The sequence below is a fragment of the Streptomyces sp. LS-MS-L19 genome (assembly GCF_058382285.1).
The window spans coordinates 8,295,273-8,311,414 of sequence record NZ_JBYCLL010000001.1 but is presented as its reverse complement, the minus strand read 5'-3'; the positions used below and the strand labels follow the sequence as shown (position 1 = coordinate 8,311,414).

At 71.4% G+C, this 16,142-nt stretch carries 15 protein-coding genes; 2 read left to right on the top strand and 13 right to left on the bottom strand.

Features of this window, described 5'->3' with window-relative positions; genetic code table 11:
* The first annotated feature begins 60 nt into the window (after positions 1–60).
* Positions 61–1,359: an MFS transporter gene (locus AC2XR2_RS37035; RefSeq protein ID WP_491518565.1), complete on the top strand. Its 1,299-nt coding sequence runs from the start codon at positions 61–63 to the stop codon at positions 1,357–1,359.
* On the opposite strand, the gene AC2XR2_RS37030 is transcribed toward AC2XR2_RS37035, so the two are convergent.
* From AC2XR2_RS37030 to AC2XR2_RS36980, 11 genes are all read right to left on the bottom strand, one after another.
* Complete coding sequence (locus AC2XR2_RS37030) at positions 1,306–2,277, bottom strand: sugar phosphate isomerase/epimerase family protein (RefSeq protein WP_491517446.1); 972 nt, start codon at positions 2,275–2,277, stop codon at positions 1,306–1,308. The two genes, AC2XR2_RS37035 and AC2XR2_RS37030, sit on opposite strands and share 54 nt — an antisense overlap.
* Positions 2,274–2,885, bottom strand: a complete 612-nt coding sequence (locus AC2XR2_RS37025) for a nucleoside deaminase (protein ID WP_381296485.1) — start codon at positions 2,883–2,885, stop codon at positions 2,274–2,276. The genes AC2XR2_RS37030 and AC2XR2_RS37025 overlap by 4 nt, the downstream gene beginning before the upstream one ends.
* Positions 2,882–4,417 (bottom strand): GMC oxidoreductase, encoded by a 1,536-nt coding sequence (locus tag AC2XR2_RS37020; protein WP_491517445.1) that lies wholly within the window; start codon positions 4,415–4,417, stop codon positions 2,882–2,884. The genes AC2XR2_RS37025 and AC2XR2_RS37020 overlap by 4 nt, the downstream gene beginning before the upstream one ends.
* 92 nt (positions 4,418–4,509) lie before the next feature.
* Positions 4,510–5,655 (bottom strand): ROK family transcriptional regulator, encoded by a 1,146-nt coding sequence (locus AC2XR2_RS37015; RefSeq protein ID WP_491517444.1) that lies wholly within the window; start codon positions 5,653–5,655, stop codon positions 4,510–4,512.
* 13 nt (positions 5,656–5,668) lie between these two features.
* Positions 5,669–6,976 (bottom strand): carboxylesterase family protein, encoded by a 1,308-nt coding sequence (locus AC2XR2_RS37010; protein WP_491517443.1) that lies wholly within the window; start codon positions 6,974–6,976, stop codon positions 5,669–5,671.
* Positions 6,973–7,794, bottom strand: a complete 822-nt coding sequence (locus AC2XR2_RS37005) for a carbohydrate ABC transporter permease (protein WP_381296477.1) — start codon at positions 7,792–7,794, stop codon at positions 6,973–6,975. The genes AC2XR2_RS37010 and AC2XR2_RS37005 overlap by 4 nt, the downstream gene beginning before the upstream one ends.
* A complete protein-coding gene (locus tag AC2XR2_RS37000) occupies positions 7,791–8,732 on the bottom strand; it encodes a carbohydrate ABC transporter permease (RefSeq protein ID WP_381296475.1) in 942 nt (313 codons plus the stop codon). The genes AC2XR2_RS37005 and AC2XR2_RS37000 overlap by 4 nt, the downstream gene beginning before the upstream one ends.
* Positions 8,732–10,042, bottom strand: a complete 1,311-nt coding sequence (locus AC2XR2_RS36995; RefSeq protein WP_491517442.1) for an extracellular solute-binding protein — start codon at positions 10,040–10,042, stop codon at positions 8,732–8,734. Before AC2XR2_RS36995 ends, AC2XR2_RS37000 begins: the two co-directional genes overlap by 1 nt.
* A gap of 231 nt (positions 10,043–10,273) precedes the next feature.
* Positions 10,274–11,308 carry a chitinase gene (locus AC2XR2_RS36990; protein WP_381296471.1) on the bottom strand — a complete coding sequence of 345 codons (1,035 nt, stop codon included), beginning with the start codon at positions 11,306–11,308 and terminating at the stop codon, positions 10,274–10,276.
* Positions 11,309–11,532: 224 nt separating this feature from the next.
* Positions 11,533–11,925, bottom strand: coding sequence for an MmcQ/YjbR family DNA-binding protein (locus AC2XR2_RS36985; protein WP_491517441.1), 393 nt, complete (start codon positions 11,923–11,925; stop codon positions 11,533–11,535).
* A complete protein-coding gene (locus AC2XR2_RS36980; protein WP_381296467.1) occupies positions 11,922–12,317 on the bottom strand; it encodes an MmcQ/YjbR family DNA-binding protein in 396 nt (131 codons plus the stop codon). Before AC2XR2_RS36980 ends, AC2XR2_RS36985 begins: the two co-directional genes overlap by 4 nt.
* Positions 12,318–12,445: 128 nt before the next feature.
* Here AC2XR2_RS36980 and AC2XR2_RS36975 point away from each other — a divergent pair, with 128 nt between their 5' ends.
* Positions 12,446–13,396, top strand: coding sequence for a helix-turn-helix domain-containing protein (locus tag AC2XR2_RS36975; protein WP_491517440.1), 951 nt, complete (start codon positions 12,446–12,448; stop codon positions 13,394–13,396).
* 149 nt (positions 13,397–13,545) lie between these two features.
* Here AC2XR2_RS36975 and AC2XR2_RS36970 read toward each other — a convergent pair whose 3' ends face one another.
* Together AC2XR2_RS36970 and AC2XR2_RS36965 are read right to left on the bottom strand one after the other, a co-directional pair.
* Complete coding sequence (locus AC2XR2_RS36970) at positions 13,546–14,568, bottom strand: alcohol dehydrogenase catalytic domain-containing protein (RefSeq protein WP_381296463.1); 1,023 nt, start codon at positions 14,566–14,568, stop codon at positions 13,546–13,548.
* Between the two features lie 58 nt (positions 14,569–14,626).
* Positions 14,627–16,063, bottom strand: a complete 1,437-nt coding sequence (locus tag AC2XR2_RS36965) for a carboxylesterase family protein (protein WP_381296461.1) — start codon at positions 16,061–16,063, stop codon at positions 14,627–14,629.
* Positions 16,064–16,142 lie beyond the last annotated feature (79 nt).

Here is a 16,142-nt window from a genome sequence, read left to right as displayed (position 1 = left end):
TCCGGTGTCGCTGATGTGAAAGTCGCGGGTACGGGAGGTGTGCCGGGGCGCGAGCGGGGGATGGTCGCGATCATGACAGAGACGACACGTCCGGACGCGCCGCCCGCGAAACGGCCCGTACGCCAGCTGTTCGCCGCCTCCGTGGGCAATGCCGTGGAGTGGTACGACTGGTACGCCTACACGTTTCTGGCCACCTACATCGCCGCCGCGGTCTTCCCCAAGGGCGCGGACAACTCGCTGGTGCCGCTGCTGTCGACGTTCGCCGTGTTCGCGGTGGGGTTCTTCATGCGGCCGGTGGGCGGGCTGCTGATGGGGGCGATCGCGGACCGGCACGGGCGGCGGGCGGCGCTGACGGTCACCATCCTGCTGATGGGCGGCAGCAGTCTGCTGGTCGGGGTGACGCCGACGTACGCGGCGGTCGGCGTCCTCTCCCCCGTCGTGCTGGTGCTGGCCCGGCTGCTCCAAGGGCTGTCCGTGGGTGGGGAGTTCGCCGCTTCCACCACCTTCCTGGTGGAGTCGGCCGGCCCCGGTCGGCGGGGGCTGTTCTCCAGCTTCCAGTACGTGTCGACGACCGCGGGGCAGCTCCTCGCGTCCGGGATCGCCACGGTGCTGGTGGACACCCTGAGCGAGGGGTGGATGGACGGCTGGGGCTGGCGGGTGCCGTTCGTGCTCGGGGCCGTGCTGTCCCTGGTCGGGTTCTGGATCCGGCAGGGCGCGCAGGAGACCCGCAGCGAGGAGCAGCGGCGGGCGCCGCGGCCCGCCCTGCTGGAGGCGCTGCGGCGCCACCCGCGCGAGTCGCTGCTGATCTGCGGGATCACGATGGGCGGCACGATCGCCTACTACACGTGGACGTCGTATCTGCCGACGTACGCCGAACTCAACGCCGGTGTCGACAAGTCGGACGCGTTGCTCGCCGGGACGATCTCGCTCGCGTTCTTCGGACTGCTCCAGCCGCTGGGCGGAATGCTCTCGGACCGCTTCGGGCGGCGGCCTCTGCTGCTGTTCTTCGGGGTCGGGTTCGCGCTGCTGAGCGTGCCGCTGCTGCACGCCCTGCGGGACTCCTTCGTGGTGCTGCTGCTCGTGCAGTGCGCGGGGATGGTGCTGCTGACCGGGTTCACTTCGGTCAGCGCGGCGGTGAACGCGGAGGTGTTCCCGCCCCGGGTGCGGGCGGCCGGGATCGGGTTCCCCTACTCGTTGACGGTCGCTCTGTTCGGGGGCACGGCACCGTATGTGGGCACGCTCTTCAAGGAGTTGGGGCACTCGGGGCTGTTCCCCTGGTACGTGGCCGTGCTCTGCCTCGGCTCGTCACTGGTCTATCTGCGGCTCCCGGAGACCGCCCACGCCGAGCTGCGCCGCTAGCGCCCGCTTCGCCACCTCGGTTCCCGATCTCAGTGCCGCCACCGGATCGGCGGCCTCGTCCAGCTCGATCAGGACCGTGTCCGCGCCGGGCGTGCGCGACATCGCGTCCGCCCAGCCCGGCCAGTCGACGATTCCGGTGCCCAACTCCGCCATGTACGGCTGCTGTTGTGCGTACACCGTGTCGTCGACCGTGAGGTGGACGTCGATCGGGGCGACCGCGTCCTTCCAGTGGGCCAGGGCGATGCGCGGGGTGTGGCGGCGGGCCACGGCGACCGGGTCGCCGCCGCCCAGGGCGATGTGGCAGGAGTCGGGGCACAGCCACACATAGCGCGGGTCGGTCAGGGCCATGAACAGGTCGATGTCCCGCTCGTACCAGAGCGTGCTGTGGGACTCCGTGTGGAAGGCGAGCTTCACGCCGTACCGGGACACCGCCTCGCCGACCGCGTGCGCGATGTCCGCCATGCGGGTCATGTAGGCGGCGTCGACGAAGAAGGGCGGCCTCGTGCCGTACGTCGTGCGCATCGGCAGGCCGGTGACGAGGAGTTCGCCGCCCGCCTCCGCGAGGAAGGCCGCGCGGCGCTCCGCGTCGGCGACGATCTCGGGGAGGCGGTCGCCGTGGCGCCAGTCGGGGGCGTCGCTGTCGGCGATGAAGGCGCTGACCACGGAGAGACCACGGGCGGCCAGTTCACTGCGGAACGCCGCCGCGCTGCCGAAGGCCCGCAGCGCAGAGCCGACGTCACCGGGGGCGAACGTCAGCTCGATGCCGGTGACCTCGGTCTCCGCCAGGGTGCCCATCACCCGCTCCCAGAACCCCCGCGCGTCGAGCAGGGCCCGCTCGCGAACCTCCACCGCGGACTCCACGGCCCAGAATCCCGGGTGGTAGAAGGTGATCACGTCCGTCGCGAAGCGGGGGGTCACTCCGCTCCCCCGCGCGCGTTGTAGACGACGACTCCGTCGGACTCGTCAACTGCCTTGCGGTAGCCGCGGAACACCGCCAGCGCCTCGTCCCTCAGGACGTCCCCCACGACCTCGATGCCACGCGCCTCGAACTGCTCGGCCCAGTCGTCGCGGACCGGGCCCTCGTCGAACGTGGTGATCTCCTCCAGTTCCGGCCCCTCCCCTGCGACCACCAGGCCGCGTACCCCGGACCACATCGTGGCGCCGTAACACTGCACGCAGGGGCGCCAGTTGACGACGAGTTCGTGAGCGGGCAGGCCCTCGCCGCCGAGGTCCCAGCTGCCGGTGGCCGTCTGGGCGAGGCCGAGCGCGACGACCTCGGCGTGGGCGCTGGAGACGCCGGTGGACAGGACGACGTTGACGCCGACGGAGACGATCCGTCCGGACTCGCGCTCGGCGACCAACGCCGCGAACGGACCGCCGTTGCCCTCGCGCCAGTTGCGGTCGGCGAGGCGGTGCACGAGATGCATCCGGTCCTCGCGGGTGGGAAGTGCCGCGGGCACGTCGGCGAGCTCGTCGTCGATCCAGGCCGGAAGGGCCACACGGTATTCCTTGGCGATGTCGATCACTGTGCTGTTCCTCTCGGGTGGTTCAGGTGGGTGCGGATGACGGCGCGTGCGGCCCGTACCGCGGTGACGGCGCCGGTCAGGGTGACGTTGGCGGCCATCGCCGTGGGAACGACTCCGTTGCCCGCCAGATACAGGTTGTCGAAGCCCCACACCCTTCCGTCCGGATCGACCACGCTGGTGCCGTCGTCGGTGACGCCTGCCCGGACGGTACCGGTGAGATGCAGCGACGAGCCGGGGGGAAGCACGGCGGACTCGGTCACAGGGTCGAAGGGCCCGAGCTCCTCGGCCACGGCACGGACTTCGTCCAGTGCCCGGCGGATCAGCGTGCGGTCGGTGTCCGAGTAGCCGAACTCGACGCGGATGCGGGGCATCCCGGCGAGGTCGGTCGCGGTCGCCGAGAACGCCAGCCGGTTCTCCGGGCGGGACTCGACGGTGACGTACAGCGACAGACCCACGGAGTGCGCGAGGGGGCGGCCGCCCTCGTCGACGTAGGTGCGGTTCATGATCTGGCCGTGGAAGGGCTGGGCGGGGCCGTTGCACGGCAGCCACAGCGAGTCCGTGCTGAACTCGCCGGGCCGTGGCAGGGGCAGGGCGTCGACGTCGAGGCCGAAGCGGTCGAGGTCGAGCAGGACGCGGGCGGTGACGAAGGCGTGCTCGTTGAGGTGACGGCCCAGGGCCTCGGGCCTGATGCCGGACGCGTACAGGAGTTGCGGGGTGCGCAGGGCGTCGGCGCACACCACCACGGTGTCGGCGCGGAGTTCGCACTCGGTGCCGTCGGCGACGTGCCGCAGGCGGGCGCCCGTGACCCGGCCGGCGTCCCGGACGAGGGCGGTCACGAGTGTGCCGGTGAGGAGGGTGAAGGCAGGGTCGCCGCCCGCGGCGAGCGCGGGGAAGATCGTCCCGGGTGCCGTGCGGGGCATGGGGCCCGACGGTGTGGGGGTGACGGCCATGGGCATGGGCTGCGGGTCCCGGTCGGCGGGGCCGATGCCGCCGTAGCGTCGGCGCAGGACGTCGAGGACGAGTGCGCCGACCTTGGTCGGGCCGATCGGGGCCGGGGTGACGGCGAGCAGTCGGCGCGCGGTGTCCAGGTCGGCCGCCCAGGTGTCCGGGTCGCCGAAGTCGAAGGCCTCCTCCTTGGCGGGCCAGGGGGTGGCGGCGGTCCAGTGGACGCCCATGCCGCCCGCGTTCCAGGCGAGCGCGGCCTGGGGCATGGCCTCGGCGTCCTGGCCGAAGGCGAGCGCGTGGAACATCCCGGGGGTGAGGGCGGTGAGGCTGTCCGCGACCTCGCGGACCACCTCGGCGCCGGTGTACATGCCCTGGATGCCGGTGGCGACCTTCTCGTTGTAGCGGGACCACAGCTCCGGGTCGTCGAGGTCGTGCAGGTGCCGGCCGGGCGTGCCGCCGATCGGGGCACCGCCGTCGGCCATGGTGATGTGCAGCGCGGGGTCGCTCTCGCGCAGGAGGCGGGCCACGAGGGATCCCATGATGCCGCTGCCCACGACGAGGACGTCGGTGCGGGGGTGGTGCGTCAAGTCAGGCTCCATCGGGGGGAGTTGTGGGGGTGCCACTCGCCGGCGGATCGCGCGTCCGGGGTTCACTCGCCCGGGGCTCACGCGTCCGGTGTTCATTCGCCCGGGGCGAGCGGGCCGAACAGCTCGGTGTCCATGCGGTCCAGGGCGAGCTTCACCGCGCCGACGAGGGGGGCGTCATGGCCGAGCGCGGTCGCGCGCAGTTCGACCGCAGGGGCGCGGGCGTCCCGTAGCGCGTCCCGCACCCGGGGCAGCAGCATGTCGGCCGCGTCCTCCAGACCGCCGCCGAGGACGATCAGCGAGGGGGCGATCGTCCAGGACAGGGTGATGAGGATCGATGCGATGTTCTCCACGAACTCGTCGACCTCGGCGAGCGCTGCGGTGTCACCGGCCCGGGCCGACTCGAACCGGGCGAGGGCCAGGGCGCGTTGGGTGGCCACCGGAGAGGTCAGTGCGGCGACGGGACGGTCCTCCACCGAGCCCGCGGGCATCGAGCGCGCCTCGACGATCTCACCCGCGGCCCCGTCGAGACCACGGTGCACGGCCCCTCGGATGAGGATGCCCAGTCCGGTGCGGTTACCGAGCATCGCCCACACGACGTTGTCGTGGTCGCCGGCCACACCTCGCCAACGCTCCGCCAGCGCACCGAGGTTGGTGTCGTTGTCGGCGAACCACGGCACGGGTACGCGTCTGCTGAGTTCGCCGGGCAGGTGCACCCCCTCCCAGCGGGTGGTGTGCACCAGGCGCCGTACGACTCCCTCGTCGTCGATGGCACCGCCGGCCGCGATCGCCCCGGCCCGCAGGCGGTCCACCGAGCCGCCGGCGTCGTCGAGGGCCTCCATGACCAGGTCGGCGGCGTCGTCGAGCGTGGTGGACGGGTCCTGGTAGGCCCGCAGCGGCCGGAGGGCCCGGCCCAGGACGCGGCCGCGTACGTCGGCGACGACCGCGGAGACCTCCACGGTGGTGATGCGTACGGCGGCCAGCAGGGCGCGTTCCGCGCGTAGTTCGTAGCGCCGGGCGGGGCGTCCGGCCGAGCCGCTGATCGGTATCCGGTCCAGTTCCGCGACCCAGCCCGCCTCGACGAGCGATTCCAGGATCTGCTCGATCGTGCGACGGGACAGGCCGGTCTGTCCGGCGAGCTCGGTGAGTTTGCGCGGTCCGGCCGACACCGCCAACGCCCGTAGGATCACTGCGGTGTTGACCCGGCGTACGGCGCTCTGGTTCATCCCCGCCGTCAGCATGCCGTCGCTCCCGTCATGCCGTCGCTCCCGTCACCGGGTCGTAGACGCCCCGGGTGTCGGCGGCGAGGGGTCGGCCGTACTCGCGGGCCGGGTCGCCGAGCCGCCCGGTCGCCCTCCCCCAGGCCGGCGTCCGCCCGTGGACGAAGGCGACCAGGTCGGCGTGCATCCGGGTGGCGAGGTCCGCGGGCGGGTTCGCGCCGAGCGCCTCCGGGACGCCCGGTGCGTCGAGCAGGTCGAAGAAGAAGGGCAGGTCGACGCAGTGGACGGCGCCGCCGAGGGTCGGGGAGGGCCATTCGAAGGAGTACAGCCAGGTACCGGCCGGGGCGTCGCGCCGGGCGGCGGCGACACGGGGGCAGGCGGAGCGGAACAGGAGGTCCGTGATCCGGGTACCGCCGGCTCGCTTCTCCGGCTCGCCTTCGCCGTCGAACTCGTCGCCTGTCGTGCCGAGCATCAGTGGAACATCCTGCCCGTGCACAGCCAGCCCCTCGGCGAGCGGCACCGGCAGGATGTCGTCGCCGACGACCGGGCCGAGCACGAGTGCGTCGTCGCCGTTCCTCAGGTCGAGTACGCCTCGCTGGACCGGCTCCGGGTCGCAGGCGGCGAATCCGGCCCGTGTCGGCGGCACGCCCAGTCGCTCCGCGAGCCGTGCGAGGAAGCCGCGCACCGTGGACGAGTCCACCTCGAAGAGGCCGCCGGACAGACTGACCGCCCGCTGGAACCGGCCCCGCCCCGCAGGCGAGGAGAGCAGCGCGAGCACCGCCGCTCCCCCGGCCGACTGTCCCGCGACGGTGACCCGGTCCGGGTCGCCGCCGAACGCGGAGATGTTCTCCCGCACCCAGTCGAGCGCGAGCAGCAGGTCCCGCAGCGCGAGGTTGGTGGGGACGTCGTCCAGTACGGCGAACCCGTCGACGCCGAGCCGGTGGCCGACGGTGACGGTGACCACGCCGTCGCGCGCGAAGGCCCGGCCGTCGTACCAGGGGCTGGCCGGGCTCCCGGCGAGGAATCCGCCGCCGTGGATCCACACGAGCACCGGGCAGCCGTCCGCCCCGGGTGCCGTGACGGAGAGGTTCAGCACGTCGTCGCCGGGTACCGACGGCTCCGGGATCGTGGTCGTGGCGAACAGGGGCACGCGTTGCGCGGTGGCGCCGGGGCGCGTGGCGTCGTACGGCTGTGTGAAGCGCCCGCGGGGGACCGGCGCCGCGAACCTCCGTGCACCGGTGGGTGTTTCGGCGTACGGGATGCCCAGGAACCGTCGTACGCCCTGGTGTTGACGCCCGACGACCGTGCCCGCCGGAGTCCGGACCGTGACCGTCGTACTCATCGCAGCCCCGTTCCGGCGATGCCCTGCACGAAGTACCGCTGGAGGAAGAGGAAGAGCACGAGGACCGGCAGCATCACGACGATCGCTCCGGCGAGCAGCAGGCCGTAGTCGGTGACGTGGGCGGCGGCCTGGCTGGTGGCGGCGAGGCCGACCGGGAGGGTGTAGGTGGACATGCTCTGGGCGACGACCAGCGGCCAGATGAAGTTGTTCCAGGAGTTGAGGAACGACATGATCGTGATGGTGGCCACGGCGGGTCCGGCCAGTGGCAGGAAGACTCTGAAGAAGATCCGGAACTCGCCGGCGCCGTCGATCCGGGCCGCTTCGAGGAGTTCGTCGGGGACCGACAGGGCGTACTGGCGCATGATGAACACCGACAGCGGAAGTGCCGCGCCGGGCAGGGCGATTCCGGCGAGGGTGTCGGCGAGCCCCAGGTCGACGGTGATCACGAACTGGGTGACGAACACGGCGGTGAACGGCACCATCATCGCCGCCATGACCGCCCCGAAGGCGAACTTCCGGCCCGCGAAGTCGAGTTTGGCGAGGGCGTATCCGGCCGCCGAGGCCGCCACGATGTTCCCGGCCACCACGATCAGCGCGACGACGACGCTGTTGACGAGGAACCGGCCGAAGCCCTGGGTCTCGAACAGCCGCGTGAAGTTGCCGAAGGTGAGGTGGTGCGGGAGCAGGGCGCCGGGGTCGGAGCGGATCTCGTCGAGGCTGCGCAGCGAACCGCTCACGCCCCACGCGAAGGGCAGCGTCGTGAGCAGGGCGCACAGCAGCAGGGCGGTGTACAGCAGGGGGCGGGAGACACGGCTCATGTGCGGGACCTCAGCAGCCGGAACTGGACGACGCTGACCACGGTCACCAGGGCGAGCGTCACGAAGGAAGCCGCCGAGGACATCCCGAACTCGCCCGCCCCGAACTGCCGGTAGGTGTAGAGCGCGACCGACTCGGTGGAGCCGAGCGGGCCGCCGCCGGTGAGGAGGTAGGGCTCGTCGAAGACCTGGAGGTAGAAGACGGTCAGCAGGACGGAGACCATCAGCGTGGTCGGCAGCAGCAACGGCAGGGTGATGTGCCGGAGTTGGCGCCAGCGGCCGGCCCCGTCGAGGGCGGCGGCCTCGTAGACGTCCTGCGGGACCGCCTGGAGGCCGGCGAGGAACAGCACCATCGCGATGCCGAAGTTGCGCCAGACGCCGAGCAGGATGACGACCGGCATGGCCAGGTTCGGGTCGTCCAGCCAGTTCGGTCCCGCGAAGCCGACCGCGCCGAGCAGCTTGTTCACGGTGCCGTCGATGTGGAAGGCGTACTGCCAGATCAGCGCGACGGCCACGACGTTGGTGACGACGGGTGCGAAGAAGACGGTGCGCAGGACCCCGCGCAGCCGTCGGATGCCGGAGTTCAGCGCGAGGGCGAGCGTGAAGCCGACGCCCATGGTCAGGGGTACGCCGACGGCCACGAAGAGGGCCGTGTTGAGGATGTCCCGTACGAAGGTGTCGTCCTGGAACAGCCTCAGGTAGTTGTCGACGCCGGTGAAGTCGACGGCGAACGGGGTGCGCAGGTCGGCGCCGCGGATGTCGGTGAGGCTCAGGGCGAGCGCGGCGACGGTGGGGATCGCCGTGTAGACCAGGAAGACGAGGGCGAAGGGGGTGAGGAAGAGCCAGGCGACGGCCGTACGCCGGGCCCGGGACCTCCTGGGCGAGGCCGGCTTCGGGGCCGCCGCGGTCTCCCGCGGCGCCCTGACGAGAGTCGTGGCCATCACTTCGTACCGGTGCCGACGCTCTCGGCGTACGCCTGGATGTTCGCGGCCGCCTTCGCCGCGCTCTCCTTGCCCTTCGCGACGGCCTCCATCTCCTTGCCCAGCCGGGTCGCCACCTGCTGCCAGGTGCTGACCTGCGGGAACGCCCGGGTGTTCTTGAGCTGGGTGAAGAAGGCGTCCAGGAGCGGCCGGCCCTTGATGGCCGGGTCGTCCCAGGCGGAGATGACCGCGGGCAGTGAGCTGTACGCCTTGTACTGCGCGACCTGGGTGCTCGGCTCGGCCAGATACCGGACGAGCTTCCAGGCGGAGTCCGTGTTGCCGCTCCCGGCGAGGACGCCCCAGGTGCCGCCCGCGGAGAAGGAGACGCTGCTCGACGCTCCGGCGGGCAGCGGGGCGGTGGCGACATGCGAGGCGGTCCAGCCGGTCTTCTTGGCGGCGGTGTCGAGCTGGCCGATCACCCAGGGCCCGGTGATCATGCTCGCCGTCTTGCCTGAGACGAAGTACGGCTGTGCGTCGAGGAAGGTCGGCCCGGCGGTGTCGGCGGTCCCGGCGGTGAAGAAGGCCGCGTTGTACTGGAGGGCGTCGACCATCTGGGGCGTGTTCAGGTTCCACTTGCCGTCGTCGCCGACGAGGGAGCCGCCGGCCTGCCAGGCGTACATGGCGACGTCCTGGCCGTTGAAGATGTCCCACCCGATGTCTGCCCCGAGCCCGCGGGCCGCGCCGGCGCCCTGGAGCGCCTTGAGGAAGGGCTCCATGTCGGCCCAGGCGGTCGGTGCCTCGACGCCCGCCTTCCTGGCCAGATCCGATCGGTAGACGAGTGCGTAGGTGTACGCGTACCAGGGGACCGTGTAGGCCACGTCGTCCACGACCCCGGCGGCCCACAGGCTCTTGAAGAACCTGTCCGGATCGACCAGTCCGTCCGGCACCGGGAGCAGGGTCGAGGAGTCGAGGAACTGTGCCTGCGACTCGGGGAAGAACTGGGCGACGTCCGGTCCCTTGCCCGCCGCGATCGCCGCCTGGAGCTTGGTGTAGTACTCGGCGTTGGGAATCAGCGTGGTCTTCACGACCAGGTCGGGGTTGGCGGCCTTGAACGGCTTGACCACCGTGCCGAGCACGTCGGCGTCGCCCTGGGCGGCCCAGAGGTTCACGGTTCCGGTGGCCGGGGACGCGTCGATCTTCTCGGCGCTCTTCTTGGCCGCGGAAGCCGCGGCCGCGTCGTTGTCGCGCCCGCAGCCGGCCAGGGGAAGCGCGGCGCCGAGCGCCATTCCGGCGGTCAGCCGCAGGGCGGTGCGGCGGGAGAGAGGGGGCACGGGGACTCCTGTGACACGGGATGCCTCACGAGTGCGGAGGGCTGTGGCGTGGTGTGTCCCGACGCTATGAACCGCGTGTTTCGGCCACGTGGCGGTCCTCGCCCCGAATAATTTCGGAACTTGTAGCGAAATCGGCGCGCCTGCCCACTGAGCTCCTCGACGCCACGAGGGCCCGGCGCGCGTGCTGCGCACCGGGCCCTCGCCTCCCCGTGGTGTCCGGCGGGTGTGCCGCTACTGGCGCCGGCCGCTCGTGAACTTCTCGAAGGTGTGGCTGAAGGCCCAGGTGTCCTGGGCGATGCCGGAGCAGGAGTCGGAGCCGCCGGTGCCCGGGCAGCCGCCGTTGTCACGCTGGAGGGCCCAGAAGGAGAGCGTGTTGATCCTCTTGGCCTCGGCCCACTCCTCGACCGCGGCCGCGTTCTCGACGGTGAAGGTCTCCTCGGGGCCGTAGTCGTCGATGCCGGGCATCTCGATGATCCCGATCGTGCTCCACAGCTTCGCGGAGCTCTTGTCCGGGTGGAGCGCGGCCAGTTGGGCGTGCAGACCCTCGGCGGCCGTCTCCGTGTCGGTCGCCATGTCGTGCGTGGCGCCGTCGTAGTAGTCGAAGGTCATGAGGTTGACGACGTCCACGCGCGCGTGGTTCGCGACGGCGTTCTGGAGCACGGCGAGCCCGTTGGCCTCCAGGCCGTGTGTGGAGGTCGGCAGGGTGTAGGAGAACTGCACGGTGCGGCCGGTGCGCTCGGCCCAGCGCTGCACCTTGGCGATCGCCTTGTTGCGGCGGTCGATCCCGGCGGTGTTGTTGATCGAGTCGCCCTCGACGTCGAGGTCGATGCGGGTGATGCCGTACGTCGTGACGAGGCTCTTGAACACGCCGGCGATGGCGTCGACGTCGGTGCAGCTGTCGGCCAGTTCGGTGCCGGTGGTGTCCGCGGACCAGCCGCCGAAGGAGGGGATGACGTTGCCGCCGCGGGCCTGGAGGGTGGCGATGTCCCGGCCGAAGGTCGCCTTGGAGATCGGCTGCGTGCTGTCGCCGTTCCAGTAGGCGGTGCAGGACCCGGGCGCGGCCGTCTGGAGGAAGGCCAGGGTGAGGTACTTGTTGCCGGAGGCGGCGGCGAGGTCGGCCGGGCTCTCGCCGGTCCAGGACTCGAAGTAGGGCGCGGCCACCTGGGCCGGCAGGGGCTTGCCGAAGGCCGTGAGCGAGGGGGACGAGGGCGCCGCGAGCGCGCTCCCTCCCCCGAGTCCGACGAGCCCGGCGGACAGGGCGCTCACGCTCAGACAGGACAGCAACACGCGGAAATGACCAGGTCGTCTCACTGACGCTCCCAGGGGGAAAGGGCACGCGGGAACTGCGGAATGACAGAACCGCGGGGCGAACCGTGCCCATAATTGGACTAGACCAGCTAACTGTCAAGGTTCTTTACAGTTAGCTTGCCGAGCCCTTTCCGACTCGCTGTCCGCCCTTCCTCTTCCGTGCGACGGAGGCGGTGCGGGATTCAGGCGCCGGCCCGCTGCGCCCCTGTGGGCCTGGGCGGGCGCTTGTCGTGGGGCAGACGGTCGACGACCAGGTCGTAGGAGTGGCCGACCGCTTCGTCGACCAGGCGCTCGGTGATGCCTCGTCCGGGGCCGATCGAGATCCAGTGCTTCTTGTCGAGGTAGCGGCCCGGGGTGATCGAGGCGTAGCCGCGCTCCAGCGCCCGCGCGTGCTCGGGCTCGCACTTGACCGTGACGATCTGGTCGTCCGGGTCGTCAGTGACGATCAGGAACACCTTGCCGGCGACCTTGTACACGTCGAGCCCCGGGGTGAAGGGGTGGCCGTGGCTGACGCCGGGGAGGGCCAGGGCCGCCTGGCGGGCGGTGTCCTGAAGGCGGTCACCGGCCGCAGTCACCGGGCCGCCCGCGTGCCGGTGCCGTAAGTGTGCGGGTCGACGGGCTGTTCGGCGCGAGGGAGTTGGGCGACGACGAGCCGGTAGGAGTCGGTCACGAGCTCCCTGACGAGCTCCTTGTCGACACCTTCTCCGCCCTCCACGGTGATCCAGTGCTTCTTGTTCATGTGGTAGCCGGGAGTGATCTGGCTGTACTGCTCCCGCAGGGCGTGGGCCTCACCGGGGTCCGCCTTGAGGATCACGACGGGACGTCCCGGGACCTCGGTCATCAGCATGAACACCTTGCCGCGCACCTTGAAGACCTCCCAGTCGGGGCCGAAAGGGTGCTCCAGCCGGGCTCCGGGGAGTTCCTCCGCGCAGTCGGCGGCGGACTTGTGCAGGGCCGATCCGTTCATGGGGCGTTCCCTTCCTCAGGTGTGACGGACTGTGGCATCAAGGAATGTGGAGGGCGCGCCGCGCGGGCCCGGTGGCTCGCCCCATCCTTCCGCCGCTACCGGCCGGAAGGGCGCTAGGCTCCGGACACGTGATGGTCGACAAGGGACACCAAGGCCCGAGGGGAAGCGTGGCCGGTCCGGCGGCGGTACCGCTGTTCGGTTTCCAGCCCCCGGTCGGTACGCCGTACGGCCTTGAGGTGAGTACCGTCGAGGACTTCTTCGTCCAGCACGACGACTGGCCGTGGAACCCGCCCCGTCCCGGCCGTGCCACCTTCCACTACCTCATCGCGGTCACCGAGGGTGAGCTGCGGCATGACGTCGACTACGTGACGCGGACTGTCGCCCCCGGCCAGTGGCTGTGGGTGCGTCCCGGGCACGCGCAGTGCTGGCATCCGCCCGGCGCGGCCCGCGGCCCGTTCATCCTGTTCGAACCGGACGTGCTGCGGCCCGACCTCGCCCGGCTCCTGGCCCCACTCACCGCGCACGAGGCCCCTGCCGTGCTCACCCCGCACCCCGACGACACCGCCTGGCTCCAACAGACGGCACTCCAACTCCTGGACGAACACCGCGCACTGGGGCGCCGCCCCCTCGACATCCACCACGCGCTGCGGCGCAGCCTGCTCGAATCGCTGCTGCTGCGCCTGGCCAACTCCCCGGGCATCGCCCCCGTCGGCACGGCCACAGCCCACACGGGCCGTGCCGACCGGTACCGTCGCTTCCTGGACGCCCTGGAGCTGCACTTTCGCGAGCTGCACCAAGCCGCGGACTACGCCGAGTTGCTCGACTGCTCGGTCCGCACCCTCAGCCGCGCCGCCCGGGAGGCCACCGGCAAGGGGCTACGCGAACTCATCGACGAGCGGCGCCTCCTGGAAGCCCGGCGCCTGCTGGGAGCTGCCGGGTGGGACGCCCGGACGGTGGCCGTCCACCTCGGCTTCACCGACCCCGCGAACTTCGGCCGCTTCTTCCGCGACCGCACCGGTCTCACCCCGGCCGCCTTCGCGGCCGGCGAAACGCGCCTCCCCCCTCCTCCCCTGGGCTGACGGGTCACGGTGGCTTCGGGGCGGGCTCAGTCGATGGCCTCGCTGCTGAACTGGATGCCCTGGCTGGGCCGTCCAGCGAGGAGTTCCCCAACTCCTGTTCCAGTGCCTCGTAGTTGTTCTCAGCTGCCCAGGTCTCAGTCCCCCAGGTCTCAGTCCGCCAGGACGACGACGTGCTTGCCCGGTGTGGTGCCGGACTCGACGTCTGCCTGAGCGTCACCGACCTGGTCCAGGCCGTGGTAGACCTTCGCGACCGGGACTTTGAGGCTCCCTGCGGCGATGGCCTGGAGCTGGCGGGCGAAGACGTCGGCCGGGAGGTCGGCGGCCTGACCGCCGTAGGACGTCAGCCGCACCCCGCCCGGGATCATGAACGGGGTGAAGTCCGGGATCGTCCACTGGCCCGCGAGGGCTCCGGTGAAGCAGACCGTGCCGTGCCGGCGGACCGTGCGGAGGCTGTCGGCGAGGACCGAGCAGCCCACCAGTTCCAGGACGGCGTCGACGCCGTCCGGCATCAGCTCGCGCACCTGGTCGGCGACGGTGCCGTTGTCGACCAGGGGATGGTCGACGCCCGCGGCCCGCAGGTCCCCGACCCGCTCCGGACTGCGGGTGGTGGACAGCACGGTGGCTCCGAGGTCCTTCGCGATCGTGGCCGCGCTGAGTCCGACCGTGGAGGTGCCGCCGCGGATCAGCAGCGTCTCCCGGGCCTTGAGGTCCAGGCCGGTGGTCAGCGATCCGTAGGCGGTCTGGAACATCTCCGGCAGCGCACCGACGACCTCCCACGGCAGGCCGGACTCGAACGGGATGACCTGCGCCGCCGGGACGGTCAGGTACTGGGCGTACGCGCCGTCGTACGAGCGGCCCATGCCGCCCATCATCGTGGCCACCTGCTGTCCCGACCGCAGCCCACTGTCCTCGTCGGCCTCGTCGACCACGCCGACGCCCTCGATGCCGGGCACACGCGGGTAGGTGACCTCCGCGTCCGACTCGCCCTTGCGGGTGGTGACCTCGGACTCGTTGACGCCGAACGCCTTCACCCTGATCCGCACCCAGCCGGGCTTGCGTACGGGCACCGGAACATCCTTGATCTCCAGTGCGTCGAGGCCGCCGGGCCGGGTGACGACGACGGCCCGCATCGTCCCGGGCGTGGGGTCACCGCCTGCTGACGGATGGCTCATGTCGAGCTCCTTGCTCTGTTCGTCCCTTGGTGCGCTGTTGCGTGTCGTCCGACGGTCGTCAGGGGCGGGCGATGTTCTCGAACAGGTCGAGGACCTCCTGGTAGTGGGCGCTGGGCTCGTGGGGAGGGTTGCCGACGCTTCCCGAGGTGGGCCGGTCCGAGACGGCGGGCCACAGGCGGGTGTGCTCGCCGGTGACGAAGTCGAGGACGGTGTCGCGGACACGCGTGTCACGGTCGGCCTGTTCGGGGCTGCGGCCCGGCTTTTCCTGGCCTACCAGGGCGTACATCTCGGTGCCGTGCACGGCGGGCGCGCCCTCGGCGGGTCCGATCATGAGGAGATGGGCGGTGCCGCCCGCGGTGGCGTGGGCCAGAGCGCCGCGGGCTGCGGGGAGCGTGAAGATGTAGTCCGTCAGGGACGCGGCGCGGACCTCGGCAGGGGTACGGCCGCCCCGGTCGTAGAGGTCGACGATCTTCCTGGCGCGGGAGCGGGGAATGCGCCACCCCGCGAACTCGTCGATGACGCGCTCGACGGTGTGCGGGTCGAAGCGGTCGTGGTCGTTCGCCACCCACCAGCCCATCTCGTCGCCGGCCGTGCTCAACAGGACGTCGATGTTCCGGTGCGAGCCCGAGGCCAGGACGTCCAGGGGGTGGGCGTGCACCACCCCACCGGGCTGTCCGGCGTCCAGGACGACGCCGAGGCTCTGGTTGTCCATGCCGCCACGGACTCCGAGATCCGTCGGACAGACCTTGCTCAGGGCCGCCACCAGCGAGACCGCGTCGAGATCGATCAGCTTGTCGGGGTCGCCCGCGACACCGAGTTCGGTGACGAACCGCTCCGCGAGCTCCTCGGCCCACCAGGCGGGGACGATACGCGAGGGCGCGCCGGAGAACCCGGCCAGCCGCCGGTACAGGCCGTCCGCGGAGGAGGCCCCGAGCAGCCCGAGGGTGGAGTAGGCGCCGGCGCTGTGGCCGAAGACGGTGACCTGGTCGGGGTCGCCACCGAAGGCGGCGATGTTGTGCTTGACCCAGGTGAGCGCGGCGATGACGTCCTGCAGTCCGAGGTTGCTGGCCTCGGCGAGCCGCCCGCCGTACTGGGAGAGCGAGAGCGCGCCCAGTGCGCCGAGCCGGTAGTTGACCGAGACGCTCACCACGCGCCCCGACGCGGCGAGACCGGCGGCGTTCGAGGTGGTCTGCGTGTTCGCGCCGTACTCGAATCCGCCGCCGTGGATGTAGACGGCCACCGGAAGCGCCGTCCCGGCCGGCTGCTCGGGAGCCCACACGTTCAGGTTCAGGCAGTCCTCGCCCGTCCCGCTGTCCGCTTCGAGCCAGTCGCCGCTGTCGGGCTGGACGGAGGCAACGCCCTTGCGGTCGTAGGGGCGGTCCGGATCGAAGTCCACGATCGCGGGGCGACGGTATCGCTCGGCGGTGGCGTAGGGGATTCCCCACCAGGACCGCACCCCTGGTGCAGTCGGAGCCTTGGGCGCTGTGGCGGTCATGGCGTGCGATTCCTTCGGGTGCGGTCGGGGCGGTTGGCGCGGCGCGGCTGATCGCTCGCGGGGACGCTCCCCAAGCATT